Annotated in this window: 15 protein-coding genes, 1 tRNA gene and 1 riboswitch; of the genes, 5 read left to right on the top strand and 11 right to left on the bottom strand. The window is 58.2% G+C overall.

The window, feature by feature from the left end; all coding sequences use genetic code 11:
• Positions 1 to 79: 79 nt before the first annotated feature.
• From ACYU7Z_RS15200 to ACYU7Z_RS15160, 9 genes are all read right to left on the bottom strand, one after another.
• Complete coding sequence (locus ACYU7Z_RS15200) at positions 80 to 688, bottom strand: dihydrofolate reductase family protein (RefSeq protein ID WP_460571977.1); 609 nt, start codon at positions 686 to 688, stop codon at positions 80 to 82.
• A gap of 15 nt (positions 689 to 703) precedes the next feature.
• Positions 704 to 1,597, bottom strand: coding sequence for a hypothetical protein (locus tag ACYU7Z_RS15195; protein ID WP_460571975.1), 894 nt, complete (start codon positions 1,595 to 1,597; stop codon positions 704 to 706).
• 135 nt (positions 1,598 to 1,732) lie between these two features.
• Positions 1,733 to 2,050, bottom strand: a complete 318-nt coding sequence (locus ACYU7Z_RS15190) for a DUF3303 family protein (protein ID WP_460571973.1) — start codon at positions 2,048 to 2,050, stop codon at positions 1,733 to 1,735.
• A 201-nt stretch (positions 2,051 to 2,251) separates the two neighbouring features.
• Entirely contained in the window at positions 2,252 to 2,815 is a 564-nt protein-coding gene (locus ACYU7Z_RS15185; RefSeq protein WP_460571971.1) for a DUF4256 domain-containing protein, read from the bottom strand.
• A gap of 44 nt (positions 2,816 to 2,859) precedes the next feature.
• Positions 2,860 to 3,336 carry a hypothetical protein gene (locus tag ACYU7Z_RS15180; protein WP_460571969.1) on the bottom strand — a complete coding sequence of 159 codons (477 nt, stop codon included), beginning with the start codon at positions 3,334 to 3,336 and terminating at the stop codon, positions 2,860 to 2,862.
• 184 nt (positions 3,337 to 3,520) lie between these two features.
• On the bottom strand, positions 3,521 to 4,012 hold the full coding sequence (locus ACYU7Z_RS15175; RefSeq protein ID WP_460571967.1) for a hypothetical protein: 492 nt from the start codon (positions 4,010 to 4,012) through the stop codon (positions 3,521 to 3,523).
• A gap of 197 nt (positions 4,013 to 4,209) precedes the next feature.
• Entirely contained in the window at positions 4,210 to 4,719 is a 510-nt protein-coding gene (locus ACYU7Z_RS15170; protein ID WP_460571965.1) for a hypothetical protein, read from the bottom strand.
• 142 nt (positions 4,720 to 4,861) lie between these two features.
• Positions 4,862 to 5,500 carry a SanA/YdcF family protein gene (locus tag ACYU7Z_RS15165; protein ID WP_460571963.1) on the bottom strand — a complete coding sequence of 213 codons (639 nt, stop codon included), beginning with the start codon at positions 5,498 to 5,500 and terminating at the stop codon, positions 4,862 to 4,864.
• Positions 5,501 to 5,630: 130 nt separating this feature from the next.
• Positions 5,631 to 6,074, bottom strand: coding sequence for a hypothetical protein (locus ACYU7Z_RS15160; RefSeq protein WP_460571961.1), 444 nt, complete (start codon positions 6,072 to 6,074; stop codon positions 5,631 to 5,633).
• A 448-nt stretch (positions 6,075 to 6,522) separates the two neighbouring features.
• On the opposite strand from ACYU7Z_RS15160, the gene ACYU7Z_RS15155 reads away from it, so the two are divergent.
• From ACYU7Z_RS15155 to ACYU7Z_RS15135, 5 genes are all read left to right on the top strand, one after another.
• Positions 6,523 to 7,266: a DUF6261 family protein gene (locus ACYU7Z_RS15155; RefSeq protein WP_460571959.1), complete on the top strand. Its 744-nt coding sequence runs from the start codon at positions 6,523 to 6,525 to the stop codon at positions 7,264 to 7,266.
• Positions 7,267 to 7,339: 73 nt separating this feature from the next.
• Positions 7,340 to 7,629, top strand: a riboswitch (cobalamin riboswitch).
• 114 nt (positions 7,630 to 7,743) lie between these two features.
• Positions 7,744 to 9,708 carry a TonB-dependent receptor plug domain-containing protein gene (locus ACYU7Z_RS15150; protein ID WP_460571957.1) on the top strand — a complete coding sequence of 655 codons (1,965 nt, stop codon included), beginning with the start codon at positions 7,744 to 7,746 and terminating at the stop codon, positions 9,706 to 9,708.
• 1 nt (position 9,709) lies between these two features.
• Entirely contained in the window at positions 9,710 to 10,420 is a 711-nt protein-coding gene (locus ACYU7Z_RS15145; RefSeq protein ID WP_460571955.1) for a Dph6-related ATP pyrophosphatase, read from the top strand.
• Between the two features lie 167 nt (positions 10,421 to 10,587).
• A complete protein-coding gene (locus ACYU7Z_RS15140; protein WP_460571953.1) occupies positions 10,588 to 11,166 on the top strand; it encodes a MarC family protein in 579 nt (192 codons plus the stop codon).
• A gap of 209 nt (positions 11,167 to 11,375) precedes the next feature.
• Positions 11,376 to 11,447, top strand: a tRNA-Arg gene (locus ACYU7Z_RS15135).
• Between the two features lie 94 nt (positions 11,448 to 11,541).
• On the opposite strand, the gene ACYU7Z_RS15130 is transcribed toward ACYU7Z_RS15135, so the two are convergent.
• Together ACYU7Z_RS15130 and ACYU7Z_RS15125 are read right to left on the bottom strand one after the other, a co-directional pair.
• The gene (locus ACYU7Z_RS15130) at positions 11,542 to 12,054 is read right to left on the bottom strand and encodes a DUF6691 family protein (protein WP_460571951.1); all 513 of its coding nucleotides are present in this window, start codon (positions 12,052 to 12,054) and stop codon (positions 11,542 to 11,544) included.
• A gap of 20 nt (positions 12,055 to 12,074) precedes the next feature.
• Entirely contained in the window at positions 12,075 to 12,638 is a 564-nt protein-coding gene (locus ACYU7Z_RS15125) for a YeeE/YedE family protein (protein WP_460571949.1), read from the bottom strand.
• Positions 12,639 to 12,658: the final 20 nt, after the last annotated feature.

Below are 12,658 nucleotides of genomic sequence, written 5' to 3'. Positions count from 1 at the left end.
GGGAGTAAAAGAAACAAACAAGCCGCCCGGATGAGGGCGGCTTGTTTGTGTTATGGGTAGTTGGTTGATAGCTGGAAGCCTACACGCCAACCGTGCCGGTGGTTACCTCGCCCGCGCGCTGGTAGGTAGCGATGATGACACCAGTTGGCGTGACCACGCTTTCGGTTAATTTGAAAGCAGCAGCATTCGTACCGCTGCCGAAAAGCTTCTTGCCCTGCCCGAGCGTGAGCGGGTGGATCTTGAGGCGCAGCTCGTCGACGAGGTTGTGCTCCAGCAGGAGCGGCACGAGGGCGCTGCTGCCCCATACCTGGATGTCGCGGCCGTCCATTTGCTTCAGCGCCCGGATGTCGTCCACGCTGTTGACGACGACGGAATTTTTCCAGCCGGTAACAAGGGGATCAGTGGGCGAAAGATTTTTCGAGAATACGTACTTCGTGCCCTCGTTGATACCGGGCCAGAAGTCGCCGTGCTGCGGCCAGTAGCCGGCCCAGAGCTCGAAGGTCTTGCGGCCCAGTAGGTAGTCGGCCGGCTGCAACTCCTGCTGCACGGCCTTGCCGTAGGCTTCGTCGCTATAGGGAGCCACCCAGCCGCCATATGGAAATCCGCCCGACCGGTCCTCGTCGGGGCCGCCGGGTGCCTGCAGCACGCCGTCGAGCGTGATCATCGACAAGACAATAATTCTGCGCATACGGGTATTGATTTATCAGCCAAATTTCGGCAACGGACAAGAGCCGGACGCCGGGCGGACGCGACAATTGCGGTGGCCGGTTGCGACAGGCGCCGGCAGCCCATAGCGGGCCTGCAGAAAGGCATACCAGCCGGCCGAAAACTGCGCGGGCGTAACGCCGAAGGTTTTGCCGATGTCGCCCCAGTTGCGGAGAAGTCGAAGCAGCCCCTCCTGCCCATAGCGCGCCCGGATGTACGCCACAAGCGTGAAGCCGCAGCTGTAGATCTTTCCGCCCTGCGCGCGGCTATCGAGCTCCGCGATGCCCGGGTAGTGCCCGCCCGCGAGCCAGGGCAGGCTGCGCGGATCCACGAACTGGCCCGCTTCGTATACGGCCACGGCTTCCCAGAGCCAGGTGGGAAACGCTGCAAACTTTTTGTCGAAGCGGGCCGCATCCAGTGGCCGGGGCTCGTTGTCGATGAGGAGCTTCAGCACAACGGAATGGGCGAACTCGTGCACGGCCACCTTGCGGCTGTCGGGCTCGCTCCAGGCCTGCGCCACGAAATGAAGCTTCGCAACGCCCTCGATATTACCCGAAGCGCTCCAATGCCCCGTGGCCTTTACATAGCGCCAGCGCTCCGCGTAGACGTTGGTTTCGATAATAGCTGCGGGAGTTGTTGCGAGGTCCGCCGCGATCCGCGGGTAGCTCTCTTCGAGCGCAGCGGCCAGCGACCCCATCGTAGCCGTGTCGATGCCGCGGCTGTAACGAAAATGGAAATGCGGGCCGGACAAAGTGACACGGCGCTCCGGCAGCGCGTAACCAACGGCCAGCAGCAGGAGCGCGCCGAATAGCAGCAGCAAGACGAGGCGTCCTCCCGAAGGAAAGCGCCGGCCGCGCCGCGACAAGGAAGATCGGTCCATTACTGTAGCCATACCTACACTAAATATAACCGACCTCGTCGAGGTTGCGCCGTATTGGATGCTATGTCCGTGCAGGAAGCGCCGGTATGCTTCACAAAAAAGGCCGCGCCCCGATGGAGCGCGGCCCGTTAGCCGGAGCTGCCATCGTTAGTGCGCGGCTTCCTGGAGCCGGGAGCTGAACGCGGCCTTCAGGCCTTTCTGCAGGTCGGCATGGTTCATCACCGGGCAGAACTCGACACGGGCCTGCAGGTGGGTGAACAGGGGCTCTGCGATGGCGGGGATGTCGGACGCGTCTTTAAGGTCGAAGACCATGAAGCAGGCGCGGTTGCCGTGTTCGGAATAAAAGAAGCTGCACTCCGGCTGGAGGCGCTCGATGGTTTGCTCGATAATGCCTTGGAGCGAGCCGTCGGCGATGGCGGCATTGCCGGCGTTGATGTCCATTGAAACCTTGAGAAGCGTACGCATGGCTATTGATTTTAGGTAAAAAAATAAAAGCAGCAGCGTTTCCTCGGGCGGAACGGTGTTCAACGGGACGGAAATAAAAGCTTCTTAAAGGTAAACGTTACGCAGCGCACTTCCCTTGCCGGGCTGGCAAAATAAAGGGCCGCCCGGCCGTGCTCATCCAGAGGCGGCGCGGTCGCCCCGGCAGTAATTCTACGGTTGCCCTTACACGCGGAGCATCCCGCGGAAGCCCCGGGCCGCGTAGTAAGACTCGGCACCGTTGTGGTACACGAACACGAGGTTGTAGCGCCGGTCGCAGAAGAGCGCGCCCCCGAGCTTGCGTACGGCGTCTGGTGTTTGCACCCAGCTCGAGGTCTTGGTATCGAAAGGGCCGAGCTCCTGCAGCTGCCGGTACTGCTCTTCGCTCAGCAGCTCGATGCCCATGGCCGCGGCCACGTCGTGGGCGCTGTTGGCGGGCTTGTGCTCTTTGCGGGCATCGAGGGCCGCGCGGTCGTAGCAGAGGCTGCGCCGCTCCTTCGGGCTCTCGGCGGCGCAATCCACGAAAAGGTAAGCATCACCCTCGGAGCCAATCACATCGGGCTCGCCGCCCGTGCGCTCCATCTCGTACAGCGACGCGAGGCGGCCGGGCTGTGCTTCGAGACGGGCCTGCACGTCGGCCCAGGGGATGCCTTTATGACGCTGCGGATGTTTTTCGAACCGGGCTTTGAGTGTTGCGAGCAGCTCGTCGCGCTGCGCTGCGGTTAGTTTTTTGGTTGCGGTGGTTGCCATTGTCTTGACGGTTATGATGTGCAAAGATGGAGCAGCGGACCGGATCAGGGTGCGGGCTCTTCAAGTGCAAAGAGGTATTGACCCGGCTTCGTCCGGCTGACGTACAGGAACACATGCCCCTCGAGCACATGGTACCTGAGCGTGGTGGGATCGATAGGCAGCACCTGCGCCAGCCGCCGGCCGGCGAGGACGGCGGGATCCTGGTAGTAGAGAAGCGTTTGCACGGTCTCCTGCAGCTCCGTGCGGTTGGAGGCCATCACGAGCGGACCGGCAGCCAACACGCCTGCCGCCATCTGCAGGTCGGAGATATCCTCGGGCACTTCCTCGGCATAGGAGCGGTCGCGGAAATCGCAGCGGTCGAAGTCGACAGGGTAGCGATCGGCGCCGCGCTTGAACGCCTGCAGCCGCCCCTGCTGCTGCTCCAGCGACGGGATGGCCTCGCGCCTGCGCCGCCGCGATACGAGGAACAGAATGTATACGGTGAGCGCCAGGAGCCCGAAGTAGGTTAGGTAAGGTGACATAACGGGGGTTATTGCCGGTAAGGTAAAAAGAAAAAATGGGCGTGTGATAACTCAAGTCGCTCGAACATTGCGCTGCTCCGGAGATGAAGTTTTACGGCAAGCCTTTGCACACGCTAAGTAGACTGACTGCGGGCTAGGCAGGAATCTAAATCTGTAAATCCATGCTGGATCGACACAGTTCATGTTAGCGGCCGTTCCTGCGGAGTCGTCGATCAATCTCCTCGTCGAGCCAGTTAGGGACTGTATAACCCCTGCCCCAATAAAAGTGGTACATTTTGCGAAGGTCGTCTATCCGCGCAGGAATAACTTCTTGAAGAAACTCGCGAACCCAAAAATTTCGAACGGGGTAAGGTTTGCCATAGCGCAAAATCTCATACCTCGGATTGTCGAGCAATTTGAAGTCATTCGTGTCCTTTCCAATAAAACACATTGATATCCTAATCGTACAGTAGAAATAGGAAAATCTGGCAGTCAAAACCCTTGAGTCATCTGGATAGAAAACACTCACCTCTTCAGCCTGCCCTAAGCTATCCATCGAAGGGGATAGAACATCGGCAATTGTGTTACACCAAATACCAAACGATTTTTTGTTCAGGGCAGTCCACACACCGCCAAGGCTATCATCCGCTTGTTGAAAAACTTTGTCACCATTTATGTCAAGCATATATCCTTTCATGGTCACTGGTAGACATTCATTACCAGCCTGGCAAAAACAAGTTATGACAGAGAAACAAAATATAATACTAACAAGCAGTCTTTTCATTTGAACTTAATGACTGTTACTATGGCGGCTAACGGCAAGGGCTTTGCGCTGGCCGGTCGAACTAAGTTAGCTCACAACTTTGAAACTGCAGGCTAGCGCAACAGCCCCTGTTAGCAGATGTTGCCTGGAGTGAGGTTCGACCTAATAAGCTCGACTTGCGACGCAAGGGCTCCGTTATAAAGCCCAGCCGCCTTTTCCAATAGTGCCGTAGCACGCTCGGGGTCAGTAATCCTATCACACCAAACAAGTTGGTCCAAAAGCCCTAAACCCCAATGTGCGACATTTTCGTCTCCAAGGAACTCGTCTACCCAGTAAATAGTATCTGGATGTGCGATATGCTTGATAAGCCAGACGGCTCGGCCTGCTCGATCACCTTTGGATGACTTGTAAATCGAAAAAGCGTAATTGGCGGCTTCATAGGAGCAAATAAGGCGTAAACAATTCATGGCCAATTCTGACCCGGGCTTGAATGTCACGATTTGATCTACCGCTGAAGCGACCCACTCAGTGCCAAGGATTCGTTCTAATGCGGCCTGTGCTATGTTGTCACCACCGATTTCGGATCCATCGTCTCTCAACGAGCCAAGTTGTAAAGCAAGTTCTTTCCAGTTGGTTGTCATGTTAAACAAAATCTCGTCGCATAAAAACTGCCTGCCGGCAATAGCTGCTAACGACCAGGGCTTTGCGCTGGCCGTCGAACTAAGTTAGCGTTTTGCTTTGAGACACTAGGCTAGCGCAACAGCCCATGTTATGCGCCGCACATCAAGAGGGCAGGTCGACTTTAGGGCCAAGGTACTTAGGTTGCTTTCCCAGTAAGTAATCCAGGAATAACTTCACCCTGGCAAGGCGTTCCCTTACCTGAACACGAAACCCAGTGCGTGCACTTACGTCGCGGGCGTTAAAGCCAATTGCAGAAATACCCTCTTTCGAAGCAATAAAAAGCGCTCTTTCGTTATGAAAGGGCTGTGAAATCACTGTAACTGAATCCTGACTGAAGATCTCGCGCAGCCGTACCATGGAGTCAAAAGTGCGAAAGCCGGCATAATCCAGAAAGATTCGGCTGGAATCTACACCCGCTGCGATCAGGTCGGAGCGCATCATCTCCGGCTCATTGTAGTCTTTTCGGCCGTTGTCCCCGCTGATGATCAGGTATTTGACTTTTCCTGCTTTAACCAAGGCAGTTGCTGCCTGAATCCGGTATTTATAGTAAAGGTTCTCCCACCCTCCAGCAAGTTGTTTGCTTGTTCCCAGCAGTAAACCAACTTTACGATAGGGAATAGCAGCTACATCCGAGTATAAATGTCCTGCAGCCGCCTTATCAACTGCGCTATTGCACATGTAAATCGACATGATTATCCTGGCAATAACGATTAACGTGATGGGTAAGATTCTTCTTCGCATAAGGACAGTTGCCGTGTGGCGCATAACGACCAGGGCTTTGCGCTGGCCGGTCAAACTAAGTTAGCTAAATGCTTTGAGACTGTAGGCTAGCGCAACAGCCCATGTTGTGCGCTGTCCGTCGAGGCGCCTTTTAGTGAGGTCTCTCCATCCGATAGGTAATTGTGCTCGACTTTATCACAGAGTTTGTAGTAAAAAGTACTTCCATAGCAGGAAATTCAGATCCGTTCAAAAGGTGCTCACTAGTTCGTTGAGCGACCAGTTCCCCTAGCCCCTTTAATTGCGGGCTCGAAGAAGATAAACCTGCTCCATTGAAAAGTTCGATAACAAGCTTTGATTTCCCCGACTTATCATCATGCATTGATGTAACCTCAAGCTTACTCAAATTGTAGGCTTTCTTAAGATTGATGAATAAACTATCACCGTAGCGATCGAACTGAGGTTGCACACCAGGCGAATTCATCTGAACAGAACCTCCACAGCCGAAAATGATAAAAGCACAGAATAGCGTCGTAAATAAAAATAATGGTTTCTTGTATTGGCTCATAATTGGTGCCGGGTCTTTTGGATTGCGCACAACACGTAAATATACGCAACCCATTGCGGCAAGCAGCCTCTTTGCACGGCTTTCCGCAATGAACCTGTCTCTAGAGCATTACCCGCAGCACACCGCAAACACTTGCAGGCGTTTCCAGGCTACATCACCCGCAACAAGTCTTTCCCACCCGGCGCAAGCATCCCGCAGCCCTGCAACTAGCCATCCCCGCCCGGGACTGCCCTTTACACGAAGTGCGACAACCCGCTCCCGCCCGGGAATGACCTGCTGCGGCCTGTGCAACAGCCCGCTCCCGGCCGGGAACACCCCGGCCTGCGACTGCAGCACGCCGCTCCCGGCCGGGAATGCATTCCCGCGGGGCAGGCAATCCCCTGAAGCCGGTGCGTGCCGCCGCAAGTCAAAAAAATGCGGGTTTCGTTTGTCCCCTGCCGTGGGTTTTGTAAATTAATGTTCCAAAACCCCTTGCATTATGACCCAGAAACTAGGCTTCAAACGCCTCCACAATGCCGAACTCATCGAGTTCCTGTCCCAGATCCTCCAGGTTGCCGCCGAAGCGGGGCCACTGCCCGCAAAGGTTGCCGAAACGGCCTCCACACTCCGGGCATGCGTCGACGGGCTCGAGGCCCTGCACAAGAGCGATCCCTCGTCGCTTGTTACCCGCGAACTCATCGACCTCGACGGCGAGCGCGACGACCTCTTCACCGGCCTGCTGACCTTCTGCCGCTCCTTCAGCTGGCACAACGACGCCGCCCTCAAACAGTACAGCGCCGCGCTCCTGCACTGCATCGACAACTACGGCACGGCGGCGGACATCACCCGCAAGCCCTATGCGGAGGAGTCGGCCACGATCCATTCGCTGCTCGACGACCTCGCCCGCCCCGAGCTGCAGGATGCCATCAGCCGCACCGGCGCCGCACTCTGGATCGCGCCGCTGAAGGCCGTCAACGACCGCTTCCGCGAGCGCTTCCTCGCCCGCAACGAGGAGGGGGCCCGCAAGGAGCTCGCCTTTACCATGATCCAGAAGCGCACCGAAACGGCCGGCGCCTACGACAGTTTCCTCCGCACACTCGACGCCGCCCGCATCATGGGCGAGCAGGGCCTCGACGACCTCTCCCGGAAGATCAGTACCCTCACCGACACGCAGCGGCGCGTGCTGGCCCAGCGCGCCGGCCGCGCCGAAGCCGCCGCGACGCCACCTGCCGCAAGCGCCTGAATCACGTCGAACCAATAAACCGCAAGCCCTCCGCACAACGGCGGGCTTTTTTGTGCCGTCCTCCCATCTCCCCTATCTTCGCCCCGCAATAGGTTCCCGGTGCGCAAATCGCCGGGATGAAAAGGGAATCCTGTTGGAATCAGGAGCTATCCCCGTAGCTGTACGACCCGAGGCGGGTCGCCATTGAATAATGAGTATTGAATAACAAGTATTGAATAACGGGAAGACCCCACTTATTCACTATTCATTAAATATTATTCATTCAATGTCTCCCCGCCTTCCAGGCACTCACGCCACTGCTCGAATGAGCGGGAAGGCGCCGCCGGGTTAAGCCAGAAGACCTGCCTGCTGCACCCGCAATCCCGGCACCGCGCCGGGATCTAACCAATTTTGCTTTCGGGTGAAAAGCAAGGAATGGAAAGTGTATACTTTTTAGTTCCCCTTTTACCGGAAGCAGTCACTTCAAATCACTTTTCCATGAAGAAAAGAGCTTTTGCCGTGGCTGCCGTCCTGGGCTGCAGCCATGCGTACGCACAAACCGACAGTGCCCAGCGAACCCTCCCCGAGGTGGTCGTAACCGCCAACAAGCTTTCGAAGAACGTCAATGAGACCGGTAAGGTCGTGACCGTCATCGGCCCCGACGTGCTGCGCCGCAGCGCCGGCCGCAGCGTGGCCGACGTGCTCAACGGGCAGGCCGGCCTTACCGTCATCGGCGCGCAGAACAACCTCGGCACCTACCCCGACGTGTACCTCCGCGGCGCCGGCATCGGCAAGACCCTCATCCTCCTCGACGGCATCCCCGCCAACGATCCCTCCACCATCGTCGGCTCCTTCGACCTCAACAACCTCGCGGTCGACAACATCGAGCGGATCGAGATCGTGAAGGGCGCGCTCTCCACGCTCTACGGCTCCGACGCCGTCGCGGGCGTCATCAACATCATCAGCCGCAAGGGCGCCGAAACGCCGCTGCAGGGCACGGCCACGATCGCCCGCGGCTCCTGGGACACGTTCAAGGGCGCGCTGAGCCTCGCCGGCCGGGGCAAGAAACTCACGTACACGGCCTCCTACAACCGCCTGTCGTCGGAAGGCTTCTCGAGCGCCGAAGACACGGTCGGCGGCCGCGGCTTCGACAACGACGGCTACCGGCAGGACGCGCTCGCCGCCTCCATCGGCTACCAGCTGTCGCGCACGGTGAACCTGCGGGTATACGGGCAGGGATCGCATTACCTGACCGACCTCGACGGGGGCGCCTTCAAAGACGAGCAGGACTATACCCTCAAGGTAGACCAGGCGAGCGCAGGCGTTGCCGCCACGATCCAGTACAGTGCCGCAAATAGCCTCTTCATCAACTACAGCTACAACGCCACGAAGCGCCGCTACTGGGACGACTCGCTCATCGTGACCGGCTTCAGCGACTGGACACGGCAGCGCTACACGGGCCGCGCGCATTTCGCCGAAGCCTACACGAGCGTGCGTCTCTCCGATCACTTCGACCTGGTTGGCGGCGCCGACCTGCGCCTGCAGAACACCGACCAGTATTACGGGTCGCACAGCTCCTTCGGTTTGTATGAAACGAAGCTGGATAAGGATTCGGCGAAGGCCACGCAGACCGCGGTCTTTGCCTCGCTCCTCATGAAGGACGTCAAAGGATTCAGCGCGGAGCTCGGTGGCCGCTACAATCATCATTCGCTTTACGGCGACAACTTCACCTACAGCTTCAACCCCTCCTACCGCATCGCGGGCCAGGTGAAGCTGTTCGTCAACATCGCCTCGGGCTACAAGGTGCCGACGCTGTACCAGCTGTACGACGGCTTTGCCGGTGTGCGCGCGCTGAAGCCCGAAGAGTCGACGACGATCGACGCCGGCGTGGAAGTGCGTCCCGTGCGCCAGCTGATGCTCCGCGCTGCCTACTTCAGCCGCGATACGAAGAACGGTATCGACTACAACTCGGCCACCGACAAGTATTTCAATTACAACCGCCAGCAGGACCATGGCTACGAGCTCGAGCTGCAGGCCCGCACGAGCCGCTACTTCGCCTCGGCCAGCTATACCTGGGTAACGGGCACGGTGAACACACACAGCTACCTGTACGACCCGTCGACGTTCACGTATTCGGTGAAGGGCGACACGACCTACAACAACCTGTTTCGCCGTCCGAAGGACCTCGTGAGCCTTACTACCGGCTTCTACCCGTGTAAATACTGGACCGTCAGCGGCACGTTCCGCCACGTCGGCGGCCGCCAGGAGTTCATCTACGGCGACACGCCCAGGGACCTGGAGGCGTACAGCACGGTCGACTTTTACACCGACTATTCGCTGCGCCCGTCGCTGAAGCTTTTTGCCGACCTGCGCAACCTGTTCGACGTGACGTATACCGATGCGTACGGCTATAATTCCCGCCGCTTCAATTTCATGATCGGCGCCACCTTACAATTCAAGTAACATGAAAGCCTTCCTCAACTGGAGTGGAGGAAAAGACTCGGCCCTCTGCCTGCACTACGCACGGCAGCAGGGCCTTTCTTTTGACTGCCTGCTCACCGCCGTCAACGAGGCCACGGGCCGCATCGCGATGCACGGCGTGCCCCGTCCGCTGCTTGAAGCGCAGGCCGCTGCGTTGGGCCTGCCCCTGCGCACGATGGGGCTTCCCGCGCAGCCCGCAATGGGCGACTACGAGCGCATCCTGGCCGACACACATGCATCGCTGAAGGCCGAAGGCTATACGCACGCTGCCTACGGCGACCTCTTCCTTGAAGACCTGCGGCAGTACCGCCTGCAGCAGCTGGCGAAGGCCGGTCTCGAAGGCCTCTTCCCGCTGTGGGGGTTCGACACGAAAGCACTGCTCGAAGAATTTATCGCGCTGGGCTTCCGGGCCGTGATCGTGTGCGTCAACGAGAGCCGCCTCGACCGCTCCTTCTGCGGCCGCGAGCTCGACGCCGCCTTCCTCCGCGACCTGCCGGAGGGCGTGGATCCCTGCGGGGAGAATGGCGAGTACCATTCCTTCGTATACGATGGCCCCGTATTTCTACAGCCGGTGCCCTTCCGCCGCGGAGCGGTCGTGCAGCGGGGGTACCCCACGCCGAAGGGCGCCGATGATTGCTTTACGGAGCCGCAGCCGGAGACGTTGTTCTCGTTTTTGGAGCTGCTGGGGGCATAGCGGCACTCCCGGGAGAAAGAACGCAGATCGCGCAGGCGCGATACGCAGATTTGTTAGGATTGGTTATGATTTGCTGACGCACCCAACGCCATCTGCATAAATCTTAATAATCATAAAAAATCTGCGTTCTTTCTCTCCTCCCGATATTTGCTGCAAACCCTTCGCCGATGCCTATCAACATCAACGAGCTGCTGACGGTCACCTTTACCCTGTTTGCGGTGATCGATATCGTGGGGGCGGTGCCCGTATTGATCTCCCTCAAGAACCGCCACGGCGGCATCAGCGAGGGGCGCGCCACGCTGATCTCGGGGGCCCTCATGATCGGCTTTCTTTACCTGGGCAAGCCGTTCCTGAGCCTGCTGGGCCTGGAAGTCAATTCCTTCGCGGTCGGCGGCTCGATCGTGATCTTCATCGTCGGACTCGAGATGGTGCTGGGCGTTGAATTTTTCAAGGGCGAGTCGGAGGCCCGGGCCGCCACGGTGGTGCCGATCGCCTTCCCGCTCATTGCCGGCTCGGGCACGCTCACCACGATCATCTCGCTGAAGGCCAACTACGATTATACCACGCTGCTGCTGGGCATCCTGGCCAACCTGCTGTTCGTGTTCCTGGTGCTTCATTCCCTCCGCCATATCGAGCGGCTCCTGGGCCCGTCAGGGCTCCTCGCCATCCGCAAGTTCTTTGGCGTGGTGCTGCTCGCCATCGCGGTGAAGATCTTTGCGACGAATGCGCATGGGTTGATCAAATAGGACCAGTTTGGCGTTTGGAGTTTGGGAGTTTGGGAGTTTGTAGTTTGTGGTTTGTAGTTCGGAGAAGGCGACGGAATGGGGCACCTATACTATCGTGCCCGGCAAGGGTCGGAGGATTTACAACCGAAGCCAGCTATTACAGGCAACCTCAGAACCAGCAGTACCTCCGGAACCTTAGAACCCCCTTTTCCCCCTATCTTTGCCGGCCCGGCCTCGTAGTACAATGGATAGTATGAGAGTTTCCGAAGCTCCAGATCCAGGTTCGATTCCTGGCGAGGCCACAAAAAAACGCAAAACCCTGACCGCCCGTCAGGGTTTTTCATTGCGCGCGCTGAGCACTGTGCCACGAAGATCCGGAAGACGTCCGGCAATGCCTCAGTGTGGCAGGCGCTCGCGGAAATAGCCGTACACCCAGGTGCCGGCGATCGCGCTCAGCAACACAACCGACACGACGCCGAAGCCGGAGGCGATCTGGGCAAACAGCGGCCCCGGGCAAGCCCCGGTCATTGCCCAGCCAAAGCCGAACAGCAGGCCGCCGTAGACCTGCCCCTTGCTGAATTTCTTCGGGTGAAAGCGGATCGGCTCGCCGTGAATCGTTTTTACCCGGAAGCGTTTGATAAGCGCGACCGAGATCATCGCGACCACGACAGCCGAGCCGATGACGCCGTACATATGGAAGCTTTGCAGGCGAAACATCTCCTGGATACGGAACCAGGAAATGATCTCGGCCTTGACGAACACGATACCGAATACGGCGCCGATCAACAGGTATTTCAAATTGTACCACCAGGGGTGCACGATCTCCGATTCGTTGACGCACATCGTATCGAGACTGCGCACTTCAAAATCGGTATCCGCTTGCGGATTCAATACGGTTATTTTTTCCATGAAGGCAGGGTATTACATTCTTACAGGGACAGGATAAACGGCAGGATCCAGTTGGCCATGAGAAAGCCACCTGCCATGAACGAGATGGTTGCGATCAGCGAGGGCAGCTGCAGGTTGCTCAGGCCCATGATCGAATGCCCCGACGTGCATCCGCCCGCGTAGCGGGTGCCAAAGCCCACCAGGAAGCCGCCAGCCACCAGCAGGATAAGCCCCCGTAGCGTAAACAGGCTGGCGAAGCTGAAAAGCTCCGGCGGCAACTGCCCGCCTTGGGGATGGATCCCGTACCCAGCGAGCTCCCTGGCCAGCTCCGGGTGGATCAGCACCGGCGCCGGGTTGGCCAGCAGCCGCTGTGCGAGGAAGGCGCCGACGAAAATGCCGCCGACAAAAAAAAGGTTCCAGATCTCCTTCTTCCAGGCATATTGAAAAAAGGGTATCCGCGCAGGGAAGCAGGCCGCGCAGGCATGCCGCAGGTTGGCGGAAATACCGAAGTGCTTGTTACCGGCCAGCAGCAGCGCCGGCACAATCAGGCCAATAAGCGGCCCGGCAACATACCAGGGCCAGGGTTGACGAATAAAGTCGGGCATAGGGAACTGATTTTAAATTT

This window comes from Flaviaestuariibacter terrae (assembly GCF_054777635.1).
This window is presented reverse-complemented; position numbering and strand designations above follow the sequence as displayed.